16 protein-coding genes are annotated in these 16,820 nt (G+C 40.0%); 8 read left to right on the plus strand and 8 right to left on the minus strand.

The features are described from left to right. Nucleotides 1-117 precede the first annotated feature (117 nt). The 5 genes from lepB to FD725_RS18630 all read right to left on the minus strand — a co-directional run bounded on the left by lepB (nt 118) and on the right by FD725_RS18630 (nt 7,179). Nucleotides 118-693 carry a signal peptidase I gene (lepB, locus tag FD725_RS32595; protein WP_372726741.1) on the minus strand — a complete coding sequence of 192 codons (576 nt, stop codon included), beginning with the start codon at nt 691-693 and terminating at the stop codon, nt 118-120. Between the two features lie 778 nt (nt 694-1,471). Beyond that, on the minus strand, nt 1,472-2,227 hold the full coding sequence (locus FD725_RS18615; protein ID WP_179049519.1) for a peptidylprolyl isomerase: 756 nt from the start codon (nt 2,225-2,227) through the stop codon (nt 1,472-1,474). Between the two features lie 63 nt (nt 2,228-2,290). Further along, nucleotides 2,291-3,814, minus strand: a complete 1,524-nt coding sequence (locus FD725_RS18620) for an HlyD family efflux transporter periplasmic adaptor subunit (RefSeq protein WP_179049520.1) — start codon at nt 3,812-3,814, stop codon at nt 2,291-2,293. 31 nt (nt 3,815-3,845) lie between these two features. Next, on the minus strand, nt 3,846-6,560 hold the full coding sequence (locus FD725_RS18625; RefSeq protein ID WP_179049521.1) for a peptidase domain-containing ABC transporter: 2,715 nt from the start codon (nt 6,558-6,560) through the stop codon (nt 3,846-3,848). Nucleotides 6,561-6,564: 4 nt separating this feature from the next. After that, the gene (locus tag FD725_RS18630; RefSeq protein ID WP_218653124.1) at nt 6,565-7,179 is read right to left on the minus strand and encodes a helix-turn-helix domain-containing protein; all 615 of its coding nucleotides are present in this window, start codon (nt 7,177-7,179) and stop codon (nt 6,565-6,567) included. Nucleotides 7,180-7,820: 641 nt separating this feature from the next. Here FD725_RS18630 and FD725_RS18635 point away from each other — a divergent pair. Further along, nucleotides 7,821-8,081 (plus strand): hypothetical protein, encoded by a 261-nt coding sequence (locus FD725_RS18635; RefSeq protein WP_179049522.1) that lies wholly within the window; start codon nt 7,821-7,823, stop codon nt 8,079-8,081. A gap of 68 nt (nt 8,082-8,149) precedes the next feature. On the opposite strand, the gene FD725_RS18640 is transcribed toward FD725_RS18635, so the two are convergent. Next, nucleotides 8,150-8,287 carry a hypothetical protein gene (locus FD725_RS18640; RefSeq protein ID WP_179049523.1) on the minus strand — a complete coding sequence of 46 codons (138 nt, stop codon included), beginning with the start codon at nt 8,285-8,287 and terminating at the stop codon, nt 8,150-8,152. A gap of 459 nt (nt 8,288-8,746) precedes the next feature. Between FD725_RS18640 and FD725_RS18645 the strand changes: the two genes are divergently transcribed. The 3 genes from FD725_RS18645 (at nt 8,747) to FD725_RS18655 (ending at nt 10,715) form a co-directional block, all read left to right on the plus strand. Then, nucleotides 8,747-10,153 carry a tyrosine phenol-lyase gene (locus FD725_RS18645; RefSeq protein ID WP_179049524.1) on the plus strand — a complete coding sequence of 469 codons (1,407 nt, stop codon included), beginning with the start codon at nt 8,747-8,749 and terminating at the stop codon, nt 10,151-10,153. Between the two features lie 77 nt (nt 10,154-10,230). Then, nucleotides 10,231-10,449, plus strand: a complete 219-nt coding sequence (locus FD725_RS18650) for a hypothetical protein (RefSeq protein WP_179049525.1) — start codon at nt 10,231-10,233, stop codon at nt 10,447-10,449. Continuing rightward, nucleotides 10,446-10,715 (plus strand): hypothetical protein, encoded by a 270-nt coding sequence (locus FD725_RS18655; RefSeq protein ID WP_179049526.1) that lies wholly within the window; start codon nt 10,446-10,448, stop codon nt 10,713-10,715. The genes FD725_RS18650 and FD725_RS18655 overlap by 4 nt, the downstream gene beginning before the upstream one ends. A gap of 250 nt (nt 10,716-10,965) precedes the next feature. On the opposite strand, the gene FD725_RS18660 is transcribed toward FD725_RS18655, so the two are convergent. Together FD725_RS18660 and FD725_RS18665 are read right to left on the minus strand one after the other, a co-directional pair. Continuing rightward, complete coding sequence (locus FD725_RS18660; protein WP_179049527.1) at nt 10,966-11,436, minus strand: hypothetical protein; 471 nt, start codon at nt 11,434-11,436, stop codon at nt 10,966-10,968. A gap of 131 nt (nt 11,437-11,567) precedes the next feature. Then, the gene (locus tag FD725_RS18665; protein WP_179049528.1) at nt 11,568-12,359 is read right to left on the minus strand and encodes a hypothetical protein; all 792 of its coding nucleotides are present in this window, start codon (nt 12,357-12,359) and stop codon (nt 11,568-11,570) included. Between the two features lie 81 nt (nt 12,360-12,440). Between FD725_RS18665 and FD725_RS18670 the strand changes: the two genes are divergently transcribed. From FD725_RS18670 to FD725_RS18685, 4 genes are all read left to right on the plus strand, one after another. Continuing rightward, entirely contained in the window at nt 12,441-13,616 is a 1,176-nt protein-coding gene (locus FD725_RS18670) for a sigma-70 family RNA polymerase sigma factor (RefSeq protein ID WP_179049529.1), read from the plus strand. A 125-nt stretch (nt 13,617-13,741) separates the two neighbouring features. Continuing rightward, nucleotides 13,742-14,911 (plus strand): DUF1822 family protein, encoded by a 1,170-nt coding sequence (locus FD725_RS18675; protein WP_179049530.1) that lies wholly within the window; start codon nt 13,742-13,744, stop codon nt 14,909-14,911. Nucleotides 14,912-14,981: 70 nt separating this feature from the next. Continuing rightward, entirely contained in the window at nt 14,982-15,449 is a 468-nt protein-coding gene (locus FD725_RS18680) for a DUF4870 domain-containing protein (protein ID WP_179049531.1), read from the plus strand. 269 nt (nt 15,450-15,718) lie between these two features. Continuing rightward, nucleotides 15,719-16,819, plus strand: a complete 1,101-nt coding sequence (locus FD725_RS18685) for a Gfo/Idh/MocA family protein (RefSeq protein WP_179049532.1) — start codon at nt 15,719-15,721, stop codon at nt 16,817-16,819. The last annotated feature ends 1 nt before the right edge of the window (nt 16,820 follow it).

The raw sequence follows: 16,820 nt of genomic DNA on the forward strand, positions 1-16,820 counted from the left end.
CAAAATTGACAGCGCTTACCTAAGTCAAAGTAATTCGTAGCAGTATGTAGGGCGTGTCAGTGAGCGAAAACCTAGCTACACCAAGGAAATTATTCATACTGACGCACCCTACCTACCCTATTCAACATTACCAATGCGGCTGACAGGGAAAAATCTTTTGCTGACTTTACCAATAATCAGTTCGCGGGGTACAACTCCCCAGCAACGCCCATCGTAAGAATTGTTACGATTATCACCTAGAGCTAAGTAGGACGCAGGTGGTATGGTGACTGGTTTTGCTAGGTAAGGTGGCTGAATTCCTGATGAGCAAACATCAATTACAGTTTTCTGATTAGAACTCAAATATTTGTTTTCTGGTAAAGGTTTGTTGTTGATATAAACCTGCCCATTCTGCAATTCTACTTTTTCACCAGGTAGCCCAACTATCCGCTTAATAAAGGCATCATTGTATTGTTCCTTTTGTAGAGCTTCAGTAGGGTAAAATACAATAATATCGCCACGTTCAGGATCTTGAAAGCGATAACTCAACTTATCAACTACAATTTTATCTGCCTCCCATTGGTTTGGAGAACCGTGCAGAGTTGGTTCCATAGCGCCTGAAGGTGTCCATCTAGCTTCAGCTAGATATGTTCTCGTAACAAATGCAGTGCCTATAGATAATAAACCTGACATTGCTATTAGTATTGCAATAATTAACGCCCAGTTTTTTGATCTTTGACGATGCACTGGGGAAAACACATATGCTAGATATGAAATCACAGCATCAATAATCGGTGAAAGAAATATTGAGATACCTGAAAAAACTATTATCAAGATAACTGCGAATATGCCAAATAACCACTTACCAATGTAAAAGTGGCCGATGCCAAAAAATAGCTGTGAAAGGAACATAGCAAGCCAAGGGTCTTTACTTTGCCTGCGTAATTCCTCGAATTCTGGAGTATTATTACTTTTGGCTGCACTATGAGCGTCGAAAAGATTCCACAACCAGACAAACCAAAGAGTTACTAAAAGACCAAAGCCGATTATGATATTACCTTTGGCACTGACTATTAACCATATTGCAATTATATATAGAGCAATATAAATAAATATAAGAAAATATCCCTGGAGTTTTTTTCCTGAATATATTTGTCCTAGCCCAGGAAATATTTGAGATAAATTTACGGCTAGCCACGGTTCTTTCGACATATCAAATCTCTATTCTATTAGGATTATGTAAAAAATCGGTTATTTTTGTCAAAATAACAAGAGGCGCGATGCCCTAGTTATAAAAAATTAATACTTGATATCAGGTTAAATTCTTACATGGCGTTGGAGGCTTTGCGTAACCCAACATTCTGATCTCTGTTGGGTTGGGCTATGCTTAACCCAACCTACGCCTCATGCACTACTTTAGGCTTGCCAGGCCACTACGTGTATTTAAAAAATCAAATACTACTTCTATATTAGTGACTTGTACTGTCAGAAATTACGAATTGCTAACTATCTCATCAATTTGAAGCTTAACCTCAGCCTCTTGGCTTTGCATTTTCAGCCATTCATAGTACAAGTGTGTAGCAATTTCTAGGCAGAGTCTTTCATTAAGTTGTGGTTGAATAATCTCCTCGACAAAAATTAAATGTACGCCTTTAGAAGTCACAATTGGCTGTAAAAGCTGTGGTGGTTTAGCTGCAAAGACAGCAGCAGAAATCTCTGGTTGCAAATCTCGACGATACACTATTCCTAAATACCCAGATTTACGCCGTAATTCTATATCTTGAATGTGTATACGAGCCACATCATGAAAACTAGTTTCCCCTTCTTTAATGGCATAAAAAAGTTCCCAAGCTAAATCCTCATCATCCAACATTGCTTCATACATAACAACACCCAAATAATCTAGTTGATGTTCATAAAAATATGCCTCAACTTTATCTGCAAATAAATGAGTTGCTAACTTGGCTGAGATGAGATTTGTGTAGACAATATCCTCAAAATCATCTAGAGATAAGCCGTGTTTATTTAACCATATCCAAGTATCTTCAGCACTAATTAATTTATTCACTAAACGCATCTGGTCTGCTGTTTTTTGCAATTCTTCTGTCTCGATTTTTATACCTGCTTCAGCTACAGTGTTTTTGATAATTTTGCGCTGAATAATCTGCTCAATTATCTCAGGAATTTTACCTGATAGTTTGACTTGCTCTAAAATATCTGCATTGGTGATAGTGATAGAATGTGACATGGTGTTTTTCCTCGTTTGAATTGATTAGGTGCAGAAATATAGATAAATATTGATATTTGATGCTTACAACTTCAAACCACCTGATTGCAATTGCTTGAATGGATCAAGTAGAAAATCAATAATTCGCCTTTGACGGACAATCACCTCAGCTGTCGCGGTATCACCTGGACGTAAAGGGATACATTTATTACCGCTTTTAATGCAATGTTGTTTTAAAGTAATTTCCAGGTTATATGCTGCTGCTTTGCCATTAGTTGTATCTAATTCGATAGTGGTAGGAGAAATATCAATTAATTCTCCTTCTATAACTCCGTAATCTTGAAAAGGATAAGCATCAAACTTTAATTTAACTGGTAATCCTTCCCGGAGAGAACCACTTTGATTAGTCTCCATTTGCCCGCGAATCACTAAAGGAGAACCAACAGCAGCAATCTCTGCTACCATTGTTCCTGGTTGGACGGCTGCACCAGCTTTTTGAATCGGTAACTGAAAGATAGTACCGGACACTGGTGCTTTGATTTGTCGTTGTGCTATTTGAATATTTAATGATTCAATCTGTCTTTTAGTTTGAGCAATTTCTGCTGCTAAGGTGGTAATTTCTGCTTCTAAAGTCTTTTGTTGTTCGGCGATTTTCAGTAAAGCTAGCTTACCGGTACGAATTAAGGTTTGGTAACTGCGTTCTTGCTCATTCAAGCGTAACTGTGCTTGGGTAATATCGGCTTTACCTTGCTTGACAACTCGCTCATAACTACTTTGTTGTTCTGCTAGGCGTAAGTAAGCTTGTTGAATATCTGACTGACTTTGTTCGGCTAGTTTTTGTTTTTCTTTAGCTATCTCTTGTTTTTCGACAAAATTAGTTTCCGGAATCACACCTGCTTGCCAAAGTTGGTGGTAACGTTTTTCTTCTCGTTGAGAAGTAGCTGAACTACTACTAATTAAGATATTAGCAGTTTTACTATATTCAAGGTTTTGTTTGGCTTGATTGACTTGTGCTTTTTTTTCTTCTTTTTGCAATTCATAGGTATTGTTAACTGCAATTAAATTTTGCCGTGCTTGGTCTATTTGAGATTGCTTTTCTAATTCTTGGGAGCGATTTTGTTGCTGCTGAGTTGTGAAAGCAACTAGCAATTGATTTTGGGAGGAATTTAATTGCGATCGCCTATTTAATTGTCCCTCTAATTTATCCTGAATTTGCCGTAATTCTGCTTGCAACAAATCTGTATCCAGGACTAATAAATTTTGTCCTGCCTTAACTGATTCCCCTTCTTTTGTCATGATTTTTTGCACAATTCCCGACACAGGTGCATCCAATCTTACTGTCTTGCCTTTAGGCTCAATTCTCCCTCTCGCTGTACCAGTTTCATCGACTTTAAAAAGTATTGCCCAAGGTAAAATAATCGAGATAGACACAACTAAAAAATATAACAAACCCCTTGTCCAAACTTGAGGCAAGCTATCTAATAATTCTTTGGTAGCAAAAGACCAATCATCTTTTGATTCAACTATGATGGGAGATATCACTGCTTCCTCAATCTGTTCATTGTTATAACTCGGTTTGTTAAGCTTGCCATTAAGAATATTTGTCATCACTTATCCCCAAAATTTTATTTGCTAATGCTTACTCTGTAACCTGTAATTGTTTTTGATTGAGATAAAAGTAATGTCCACGCTTGGCCATAAGTTGAGTGTGAGTTCCCCTCTCAACCAATACACCTTTATCTAATACCAAAATTAAATCTGCATTCTGCACAGTAGAAAGACGGTGAGCGATAATTAAAGCAGTTTTATCTCGCAGAATCGTCTGTAAATTTTGCTGAATAATTCTTTCCGATTCAGTATCAAGATGAGAAGTAGCCTCATCAAAAATTAACAACCGGGGATTACCCAATAATGCCCTAGCAATCGCAATTCTTTGTCTTTGTCCACCAGATAATAAACCACCACCTTCACCAATTTGGGTTTCATAACCCATAGGTAACTTTCTAATAAACTCATCAGCCCCCGCTAATTTTGCGGCTGTCGTCATCTCTGCTATAGTGGCTTCGGGATGTCCTAAACTGATATTTTCTCGAATTGTGCCACCAAATAAAAATGTATCTTGGTCAACTACTCCTACTTGCTGGCGTAAAGAAGATAAGGAAATAGTAGTAATATCATGATCATCAATTAATATCTTGCCATCTGTGGGAGGATACAGCCCTAAAACTAGCTTAGAAATTGTAGTTTTACCGGAACCACTGCGTCCTACTAAAGCAACTGTTTGCCCTGATTGAATTTCTAAATTGAGATTTTCTAAGACATTGATATCACTTTCTGGATGATAGCGAAAGGTAACATTTTCAAAACGAATATGACCTTGAACTACTGGTAAAGATTGCCTAATCTGCTGCTGTGAATCTTCTTCAGGTTCAGCATCTAAAACATCATTGATTCGTTCTACGGCAATAATCACCTCTTGTAATTCATTCCAGAGTACAGTTAATCGTTGGAAAGGTCGGATAATATTACCTAGTAGCATATTAAATGCTACCAATTGTCCAATAGTTAGCTGATTATGAATGACTAAATGCGCCCCATACCACAATAAACCAGTAGAGGCGATCGCTTCTATGGTGTTACTGAAAATTTGCAAGCGATTACCAATAACTTGTCCCGAAAAACTGGTTTTGACTTCCTTATGTAGTAACTCTTCCCAATGCCAACGTACTGTTTGTTCTACAGATGTAGATTTGATTGTACTCACACCAGTCAAAGCCTCAATTAGATAGCTGCTTTCTTTAGCCGCAGCATTAAATATCTCACGGGAAATTTTTTGTAAAAAGGGTGTCGCAATCAAAGCTAGCAATAAAAATGGTGGGATAATTACTAGTGATAGCAATGCCAATTGCCAACTATAGCAAAACATCAATCCCAGATAGATAAAAACAGTGATTAAATCTAATAGAATTGATAATGCTTCACCAGAAAGAAAGCGCTGAATTTTGCGATTTTCCTGTAAACGGGAAATGATATCTCCTACATAACGTGTTTCAAAAAAACTCAAAGGTAGTCGTAAAGTATGGCGAATGAAAGCGACAATTAATGCCACATCTATCTTATTTGCTGTGTGGTCTAGTAAATATTGCCTTAACCCTGTGATAGCCACACGAAAAAGACTAAACATCATTAACCCCAACCCCACAGCCATTAAGGTTACACCAGAACGCTGTACTATCACTCGGTCTAAGATTAATTGAGTAAATAAAGGAGTGATGAGTCCAAATATTTGGATAAATAAAGAAGCAATAAAAACTTCTAACATCACCAACCCATGAGGTCTAATTAACTCAAAAAATTGCCAAAAGGGAGTAGTACTTTCTTTTGTTTCTTTAAATAATGCCGTTGGTTCTAATAACAGTGTATATCCAGTCCAATCAGCTTGAAATTCTAGGTGGGTGAGAGTACGTTGACCAATAGCAGGATCAGCAACAATGACGTGTTTTGCAGTAATTTCATAGACAACTATATAGTGTTTGCCTTCCCAATGCACAATCGCAGGTAATTTTTGCTTTGCTAATTGGTTCAGACTTGCTTTGACTGGGCGTGTATTAAAACCTAAACTTTCAGCAGCTGCTGTTAACCCACGCAGAGATGCCCCATTTCGGTCAACATTAGTCATATCCCGCAAGCGGTTAAGGCTAAATTTTTTCCCCCAGTAACGCGACACCATCACAAGACACGCTGCACCGCAATCAGATGCACTCTGTTGTGCAAAAAAAGCATAGCGTCGTGTGACTCGCTGTAATAAGTGACCAACTCTTTGTGTAGGATGGGGAAATTCAGCTTTATTAAGCTTTTTTTGTTTGTTTATCTGTGGTTGAGAGATAGAATTATTAGTTGTTAATGTTTTCTCATGAATTTTTTCATCAGATTTAACTAACAAAGCATTAAAAGTATGTGCTTGTGTTTTTAAATACTCACTGATCGAGGGATATTTCACTATCAATTGTTGGAGAAATTCATGAGTGAGAAAACATAAGCTGACATTTGTACTGGCTCTGGCTGCATAAGGTTTGAAGTTAGTATGAGGAAATAATGTGAAATGTCCAAATGATGCACCTGCTTCTAAGGTGGTGATTAATTCCCCAGCTTCGTCTAGTAACCTAACTTTACCGCTAAGGACAATATAAATACCCGCTTCCACATCAGTTCCTTGCCAAAATTTACCTACTTTCGGTTCTAGGTATCTAAATTTTTGCTCATAGTTTTGGAACTCTGATGCTGATAGAGAATAACCGATGATTTGATTGCATAATTGCCACGAGATTTTGATGGTCGCTGGATTTTGTACCATAGCTTTAGGAATTGCTCTCTAATTTTAAAAAGTGAATTGGTAAAACTTCATTGTCTTCTAGTACATATTTATGCTTGAGGTCGCTAATAGAAATTTGTGAGCTATTCACCTCTGGAGACAAATTTTTAGTGATATTTTTCGCTGATTGCCTTGTCGATAAACCCATTTGTTTGAGTAATCGTTTGATGTGACAGTCGCTAACTTTTACACCTAATTCTTTTGCCAAATGCTTGTTTAACCAGTTGGCTGTCCACCGCCGAAAACTATAACCATAATCGCGGGGGTCATTTTTAACTAGTTCTTGCAAACGCTCTAAATATTCTTCATTGACAGCTTTAGGACGACCAATTGGCGATAATTTCCATTGATGAGCCATACCAGAACGAGCCATGTGTATCCAATGTCTTGCTGTAGCAGGACAGCATTTAATCAGGCGACAAATTTCTGTTTGAGATTTACCTATATCTGCCAGCAACATAATTTGAATCCGTTGGCAATAAAACTCAGGTAAATCGGCTTGTAAACTTTTTAACAATAGTTTTCTTTGAAAGGATGTTAAATATTTCCCATGAGAAATATCGGCAGACATCAAAATATCTTCCACTTCTTTATGAGCCATAGTTTTCAACTAGAGTTACTAACTTGCTGTCACATTTTTTTCACTTACAGTGTACAGAGTAAAAAAAATGTAGATATTATTCATTCACCTTTTATGCTGCTTATCATGCAGTTTTTGTCAATAAAATTGCAGAAAACTGTATTGCCATTGGGACTTTTAACCCAATACGGTTCAGTTAAGGTTGTCAGCTTATTGATCTCCCAAAAACCAAGACTTGGGGGAGAATCCCCCAAACCCCCGATTGGGAGAAGTTTGTGGGGAAGGTTTCCTTCCACAAAACTTCGGACGGTTGCGTCCCCCAAACCCCCTCCAAAAAATAGATATGTTTTATGTGTAGTAATTCATTTATTTTCTTAACTGAACCGTATTGACTTTTAACCCGCGTAGGCGGGTTTTGTCTGTGTAGCTGCGACTTCTAGTCGCCTGGTGCAAGATATGAGAATAGGTAAGAAGTTCCTTGACTGGTACTGATTTTTTTCAATAATCAAATACTAGTCCTATATAAATTACATAGAGACATTACATTGCAAGGTCTTAAGAAATTCAGCGATCGCTAATGTATAGTTGGTTATACTAATTTTGTGCAGTTAAGCAAGTATGTAACTAGCTCAAAAAAATTTTGGTACAAAGGTAGTTAAGATATGAGTCGTATCAATCCCTACACCCTGCAAATGCAGATTACGCGGATGTTTGAACAAGGTCAATCATTCTTTGCTATGACTAAGGTACAGGAATGGTTGAAGGAACGTAATCACGATCCCTTGGCTTATGATATTATTTTTCACCAAAAACCTGCTCCTCCTGGCTCAAAAGAAGTGATAGCCATAGAAATTGAATTGCGTCGTAAAGACGGAGAGCCTGTAGATCCTTGGTTGCAAGAACAAGCTAATCTTCATGCTTAATATTGTTACATGAAAAAAACATCCCGACTTATTGCTCAGTCGGGATGATGATTGTAGACATGAATAAATTAGGCGTTGGCAAAGTTGAACAGAATTAGTAAAACTACCACTAAGCCACTGATCAAAAGGGCTAGGGAACCCCAACTAACTGAATCTTTGCTGACGTTCTGCCATAGATTGTTACCTAAGTTATTGCGAATTGCCATTTTCTTTTCTCCAATATTTATGCAGATTCAACAGATTGATGACACTCATACTGAATGAATTAATCTGTGAAAGTTTTTAGTTATTAAACAAGTAAGCGCGTAATAAATTCAGGCAGCTATCAATGCGTTTTTGTGAAGATTGAGAATTTGATATCCTCTATTGGGAAAAATGGGGGATATAGTTTCTCATAAATGATTTGGTGTTGCTATGAACGCATTTTTTATCTGGACACAAAACAAAAGTTTACAAAAATATATTTGTTGATGCCTAAAATTCATTTTCCTACACAAGCGCTATGAAATATGAGAATTTTACCAATTTTGACAAAAATCTTAATGCTGACTTAATCTTGTATAAAACTGTATTGTAAAAGTATGTCAGTGGTTATGTGTTATTTGTTAGTAGCAGAGATTGATTTATTTTCCTAGTCTTAAAGAAGTTAATAAGCCAAAATTGCTATGACTGATCATAAAAATACTTCCCCACGCCGTCGTCGTTCTTGGGCAGAACCATACAAAATTAAGGTAGTGGAACCCTTAAAAATGACCACTCGTGCAGAAAGGGAAGCAGCGATCGCCCAAGCTGGTTATAATACATTTTTATTACGTTCTGAGGATGTTTACATAGACCTACTCACCGATAGCGGCACTTCTGCCATGAGTGATTACCAGTGGGCAGGCATGATGTTGGGTGATGAAGCCTACGCTGGCAGTAAAAACTTTTATAATCTAGAAGCAACCATCCAAAAGTATTACGGCTATCGCTATCTTGTCCCCACCCATCAAGGACGGGGTGCAGAAAATATCCTATCGCAAATTCTCATCAAACCTGGCGACTACATACCAGGGAATATGTATTTCACGACGACAAGGCTACATCAGGAACTAGCCGGGGGTACATTTGTCGATGTGATTATCGATGCAGCCCATGATGCCCAATCTCTGCATCCTTTTAAGGGGAATGTTGATCTGCAAAAACTCACTGACTTAATTAAACAGGTAGGTGCAGAACGCATTCCTTATATATGCGTTGCGGGAACTGTGAATATGGCTGGTGGACAGCCGATGTCTATGGCTAATCTGCGGGAAGTGTATCAATTAGCCCAAAGTTACAGCATCAAGATTATTTTGGATGCTACCCGTGCGGTAGAAAATGCCTACTTTATTCAGCAACGAGAGGCAGGTTATCAGCAAGTAGCGATCGCTGATATTTTACGAGAATTTTGCTCTTACACAGATGGCTGTACAATGAGTGGCAAGAAAGATGCCCTAGTGAATATCGGTGGTTGGTTAGCACTGAATGACCCCGACATTTACGAAGAAGCACGTAACCGAGTAGTGATCTACGAAGGACTACATACTTACGGTGGTATGGCTGGACGGGATATGGAGGCAATGGCGCGGGGTATCGAAGAATCCGTGCAAGATGATCATATCCGGGCGCGGGTGGGACAAGTTGAATATCTCGGTCAAAAACTCCTAGAGTGGAATATCCCTATTGTTGTCCCCATTGGTGGTCATGCGATCTATTTAGATGCTAAACGCTTTTTACCCCACATCCCCCAAGACCAATTTCCCGCCCAACGTTTAGCCGCAGAACTATATTTAGAAGCCGGAATTCGGGCGATGGAACGAGGTATTGTTTCCGCCGGACGGAATAAAGACACAGGTGAACATTATTATCCAGAGTTGGAACTAGTGCGCTTGACCATTCCCCGTCGTGTCTATACTCAAGCCCACATGGATCTTACCGCCGAGGCTGTAGAAGAAGTGTATTACAACCGCGATCGCCTGGGTGGATTGAAGATGATTTACGAACCGAAGTATCTGCGTTTCTTTCAAGCAAGATTTGCATTGGGTAACTAGGGGTGAAGGGGGACTTCACCCTCAAGGGATGGCGGATTTTGTGAGAAAATTAATCAAACAGAGGATAATCATTCACCATGACAGAATTACTTGAACAAGCGATTATCAAACTCAAAAGCTTACCAGTCAGTCAACAAAATGCTATGGCTACGATGATTTTAGAAGAACTGGAAGATGAACAACGCTGGGATGAAGCTTTTGAGCATTCTCCTGATGCTCTAGCTTTTTTGGCAGATCAAGCGATGGCTGAATATCGCGCAGGTAACACTCAACAATTAGATCCAGATACATTGTGAATTCTCGGATCACTTCTCAGTTTCGCCAAGCTTTTGGTAATTTACCTGAAAACGTGCAAAAGCAAACCCGCGAAGCATATCGCCAATTTAAACAAGATCCAAATCATCCGAGTTTACGTTTCAAAAAAGTGCATCCAGAATTACCTATTTATTCTGCGAGAGTCAGCAGAAGCTATCGAGCTGTTGCACAGTTAGAGGGAGATACAGTTATTTGGTTTTGGGTAGGGTCACATACAGAGTATGAAAGGTTACTATCTCTGTTGTAAAAGCAATAAAACAGAACTTACGCAGTGTCACCGATTTTCCGCACTTTTTGTCAATGGTCAATGGTCAATAGTCAATAGTCCAAAAAAACTTAATTTTGAACGCCAGTCCGCACAACGGGGGAAACCCCGCAAGCGGCTGGCTCCCCTTGACTATGGACTATTGACCACCCTAGTAAGGGTTTTTATCTTCGGTGCGTAAGTTCTATAAAAATCATTTTTTCTACCCCCACACCCCACATTGCTGAAAAGCTTATCTAAATGGGGTGATTGGCAACTTCCTGATGGGAACTTTCACAACAGGAACTCGCTGAAAGTATTCACGAGAATAATAGTTTTGCCGACCACTATTATCTAAAAATTGGGTGTAGCTTTGCACCATAATTTCTTGACCAGATTGACCCAAGCCGAGAAATGTATTTGCGAAGCCTTTGTTATAGTTAGCTGATCCATAACCATGATTGGTATCTTGGACATTTACACCATAAGTCAGTAAAGATGTAGTACCCCAATCGCAATCTGTGGGATGACATTTACCAAATACTTGAATATTTAATTTATTGCCACCAGCAGAAGTTACGACCAAGCGGGTAATACCGCGAGTATTGCCATCTTTATTTACCCAAGTACCGACAAAATCGCCAGGTGCAGCCAAACTGGGAGTAGCAAAAGCAGCAGTTAAAGCAACGCTAGCAGCAGCAAGAGTTAAAGAAGATTTCCACATATTAATTACACTCCGTTAAATATAGGGGATTGGGGATTGGGGATTGGGAACAAAATGATTTTGTCAAATAAATATCTGCGATTATCGATGTATCAAAACTCTTGATTAAATTTTGATTTTTTGGCATCGATTTAGCGCCATTTTTCACTCCATGCACCTGTGACATCAAAGCCACCAGGAACTTGTGTTAAATTCAATGAACCCCAACCAAAGGTGTTACAAATTGGCCCGAAACCATTGCCACAAATATCACCAGCACCGTATCCATTAAAGGAACGGGTTCCTATGTGGGAATACGTTGTACCACCCCAGTTACCATTGCCAAACCAAGTGGTATTTTTAGGGCCGACACGCAACACACAACGTAAGCCTTCACCTTGACGACTACCACCTAGGTCAGATACTTGATATTCATCAAAATATCCACCACAAGTTCTTGGTCTGGATAAAGGTTTGTAGTTGGTAGTGTTGACTAATTTCCATTCTTCATTCCACGCACCAGTCACGCGGATGGTGGAACCACCAATCACTTGGACGCGGAGATTTCCAGGGAAGTTGTTGTTAATATCTTCACCGTTACCGTGGATATCGGAAGCGAAACCCACCAGAGTAGAACCTCTGTATATGGCTTGTCCGGCGTGGCGATAGGTTGCTCCACCCCAGTTGCCTTCGCCGTACCATGCTAATCTGGGGATGGCTGTTCCTGGTCTACCTTCACTAAATTTGACGCAGCGAATGCCAAAACCTTGACGGTTATCTAGAGGTTTGACGATATAGGTTCGCAGATGTTGTCCACAACTAAAGCTGGGGGCTTGGACTAGGCGTAAGTTGTTTAGTGTGGGGACTTGAGCCATTACACTAGTTGCAGCAGTCAAGGTGGCAATTCCCGCAACTGTTAAAGATTTAATGCCTACTCGAAACATGATTTTCATTCCTTGTAGTAAAGTTTGTGCAGGCGTTGTTTAACGTCTTCAGTTTTTTTATAGGTCGGGTTCTAATTTTTTATGCAATCTCGGCAAAGCATCATGGAAATGTTTTCCACTTTTGTGCAGTTCGATGCAGATCGCTTCAGTCGTTGGGCGACGGAATCACGATTGCGTCGCAGCATCCACAGTTGTCTTCAGCAAAACCCCAAGGAAGGTTCGGAATATTTTTGGGCGTTGTACTGGTATAAGTTTTGGCAGGTTCCGGAAACTCAGTCTCTAGCGAAACAGCATCTGAGTGCTTATTTGCAAGAACCTTGTTACTGGACATCACAAAAAACAGCCGCAAGTTTTGTCAGTACACAATATAAGTTATCTGACTGTTTTCAGGTGGCGATCGCTCAAATTGATCGTGTCCTCAAGGGGTTTAATCCCAGTCAAACTAGTAGTCTGAAAAACTACGCCGGTATTATTTTTGGTAGTGCTATCCGCGAAACTTTACGTCAACGCCACGAAGTTGATATCTGTACCGATTGGGGTTTGTTACGCAAAATCAGCCAAAAGCGATTGGATGAGGCTTTGCAAAATGCCGGTTTATCTCTGGCGGAGATTCCTGCTTACATCCTGGCTTGGAGTTGTTTTAAAACTCTATATGTGCCGACGAAAGCCGCTAACTCTCGTCAACTGTCTCGGCCTGATGAGGCTACTTGGGAAGCGATTACCAAAGCTTACAATGCTCAAAGCACTCAACCAACTAATCCCCCAACTTTAGAAAAGTTATTATTGAATGCAGCTAAGGCTACTCGTAAGTATCTTTATCCCACGCCTGATTCTCTCAACGTTGCCAGAGGTGGCGATGATTCACCGGAAATTTTAGATAATCTTCCAGGGACAGAACAAGCGTCTTTAATTCAGGAAATCGTTAGCCAAGAGGAAGAAGCAGCCAGAAATTCGCAACAAACGGAGATTAACAATGTTTTAGTGGCAGCGATCGCTCAACTAGAATCACCCATGCCAGAAATTTTGTCTCTATACTATACCCAACAATTAAATCAAGAGGCGATCGCTCAACAATTGGACATGAAGCAGTATACTGTTTCCCGACGACTCACTAAAGCTAAAGAAATGCTGCTCAAGTCTGTGGCTAGCTGGAGTCAAGACAAACTGCATATTTCTTTAACTTCAGACATACTCAAGGGTATGAGTGCATTGATAGAAGACTGGTTACAGAATTACTACAGTGCTTCAAATACATAAAATATGCTAAAACAGTCGAAAATTAACTATTAATTAATATTTGTCAATTTTCAAGTCTGTTCGAGAAATAGCACATTTCTCAGTTTGCACCCAACCCAGCCAAAGAGATTGCCGGAGTACACCCTATGACTGCTAACCCTACTGTCTTCACTTTTGCTGACTCGACAGACCTGATATTAGAAATTCCTACCACTTCAGGTGCAAATCTTGAGAGTCATTTGTTTTCCCATCCTTATTCACGTTATCAAGCTTATCTCAACGAACTTTGCTTGAGTGCCGTCTTGCCTTGGCTGCAAGAGGAATTTACAACACGGGCAAAGGTGTGGCCATCTACCACTGCCCTCGCTAGTTTTTGGGAACTGGTGAATGGAACCGCAGTCAGTCTTGACGTAACCAGATTTATTTTGGTTCCCAGTGAAGCTATGGACTTAAGCGAATTACGTGTACCTCAAGAATGGGTAGATTTACCAAGCTGGGCTGGGGATTATTACTTGGCGGTGCAAGTGGAAGTAGATAGCGGCTATGTGAAAGTTTGGGGTTACTGTACTCATGCCCAACTTCAGGATCAAGGCAAATATGATCCAGGCGATCGCACTTATGCTATAAACGCGAGTGAGATGATCGACGACATCAGTGTATTACCCGTAGCCCGGCAATTATGCCCCAATGAAATTACCCGCAGCACCATTACAGCCCTATCAACCATACCCCAAACCCAAGCCCAAAACTTAATCACTCGTTTAGGCAATCCCGAAATTATCCATCCCCGCTTGGCTATCCCTTTTCCATTGTGGGGAGGACTAATTGAACATGGTGGCTGGCGACAAAGCCTATACGAACGCCGCTTGGGTTTACCAGAACAACGTTCAGTCTGGGAATGGTTAGAAAACGGTGTCACCCAAATTGCCGAAAATCTGGGTTGGGGACGGCTGAATGTACAATTAAGTGCGGCTGCTTCCCGGAGTGCAGAAGATCGACAACCAGGAGTGACATTAGCGAAAAGATTGACAATTGCTGGTCAAACCTATGAACTGATGGTAACACCCCAAGGCGAAGCCGATGCCCCATATTGGCGGTTTGAGTTACGAAATGCTAACGTCGGTGCAGCGATTCCTGGCGGCTTTAAATTGCGCTTGTTGACAGAAGACTTACAACCATTCCCCAATAACGAAGATATTGCCACAACCGCCGTCGAACAACTCTATGTGGAAGTCGCCCTGGAAACTGGAGAAGGGATAGTTTGGGAAATCGAACCCCTACCCGAAAATTATGACCAAGAGATTTTAAGATTCTAAGCTGTTGTGAGACTTTTTTCTTGATAATGTGGATAAGCATTCCTTCTCAATTCACATGAGACATCAAGCCATGAGAGTACAACACAACAAACAAATGCGGATCTGGGCTATGTTGTGTCATTTCTCAGCATTGCTGGCGTGGCTAATTTTATTTGCTGTAGTTTTGTCAGGCATTCCCTTATTTTTACCCTTAAATATCTTAGCCCCCTTGCTAATTTGGAAACTGAGAAAATTTAAATACCCTTGGGTTGATTTTCAAGGTCGAGAGTCTTTAAATTTTCAAATCTCATTAACTTTTTATATTGTTGTCGTCATAGTTATATCTTTGTTACTAGTATTAGCTAGTTGTAGTGTAGCTGTCACTACTAATGGGGAAATTAATCAAGTGAGTGAAGTTTTAGACAGTCTCATATTAATTTGGATGTCTTTTACGATCGGATTAGTTCTTTTACAATTATTCTTAGTCACTTTTGCTGCCACAAAAGCTTACAATGGTGAACATTATCGCTATCCATTCACAATGCGATTTTTGCGATAAAAGAGTTATGAGTGCTGAGTGCTGAGTAAGTGTAGTAGCGCGGCAAGCTTAAAATGTTTGGTTCCAGAAATATAGAAACCCGAAAAAGACAGTATTCTATAATTATTCAACCCAATAAATTAGACTTGCCGCGCTAGTAGGTTGGGTTGACGTAAGGAAACCCAACACCAATATCCATATTGTGTTTCTGAGATCCATGTTGGGTTGCGCTGCGCTTAACCCAACCTACAACTAATGACTATTGACTAATGACTATTGACTAATAACTAATGACTACACAAATAAACCAGGGTAAAATCGGGGTGGCAATTGTTGGTACTGGCTTTGGGCAGAAAGTCCATATTCCGGCATTGCAAGCCCATCATCGGACGGAAATAGTTGCTGTTTATCACCGGGATATTGAGAAAGCTAAGACCATTGCCAAATCATATAATATTCCTCATGCTTGCCAGACCATAGCTGATATTGTGGCTTTACCAGAAGTGCAAGCAGTGAGTATTGCTACACCGCCATTTTTACATTACGAAATGGCTAAGACAGCACTGCAAGCTGGAAAACATTTACTATTAGAAAAACCTGTTACTTTAAATGTAGCTGAAGCTCAAGAACTATCCGAACTAGCACAAAAACAAGGTGTAATTGCTAGCGTTGATTTTGAATTTCGCTTTGTGCCAGCTTGGCAGTTATTTGCTGAACTTTTATCAGCTGGTTATGTGGGCAATCAACGCTTAATTAGAATTGATTGGTTGGGTTCTTCCCGTGCTGATACTTCCCGCCCTTGGAACTGGTATTCTTCTCTAGAAAAAGGTGGGGGTGCGTTGGGTTCTTTAGGTTCCCATGCTTTTGATTATATTGCTTGGTTGTTTGGTGCAGTCCGCCGATTAAATGCTCATTTGAGTACAGCTATACCAGCCAGAATTGACCCTGCAAATGGGGAATTAAAACCTGTAGAGACAGATGATACTTGTCTGCTGTCATTGGAATTAGCCGATGGTACACCTTGCCAAGTAACTATTAGTGCAGTGGTTCATGCTGCTAGGACACATTGGGTAGAAGTGTATGGCGATCGCGGTACTCTAGTTATCGGTAGTGAGAATCAAAAAGACTATATTCACGGTTTTCGGGTTTGGGGTTCGCAAATCGGTCAACCCCTACAAGAAATCGAAATTCCCCAACGCTTATTATTCCCTCAACATTACACCGATGGTCGCATTTGTGCCTTCTTACGTGTAGTAGACCAATGGGTAAAAGGCATCGATAGCAAACAACAAACAATCCCATCCTTAAAAGAAGGAATTTATTCTCAATTATTAATGGATTTATGCCATAAATCTCATGCAACCTCAAGCTGGGTGGATGTGCCAAATTAAA

The sequence above is a fragment of the Nostoc sp. TCL26-01 genome (genome assembly GCF_013393945.1).
In the GTDB taxonomy this organism is placed as follows: domain Bacteria; phylum Cyanobacteriota; class Cyanobacteriia; order Cyanobacteriales; family Nostocaceae; genus Trichormus.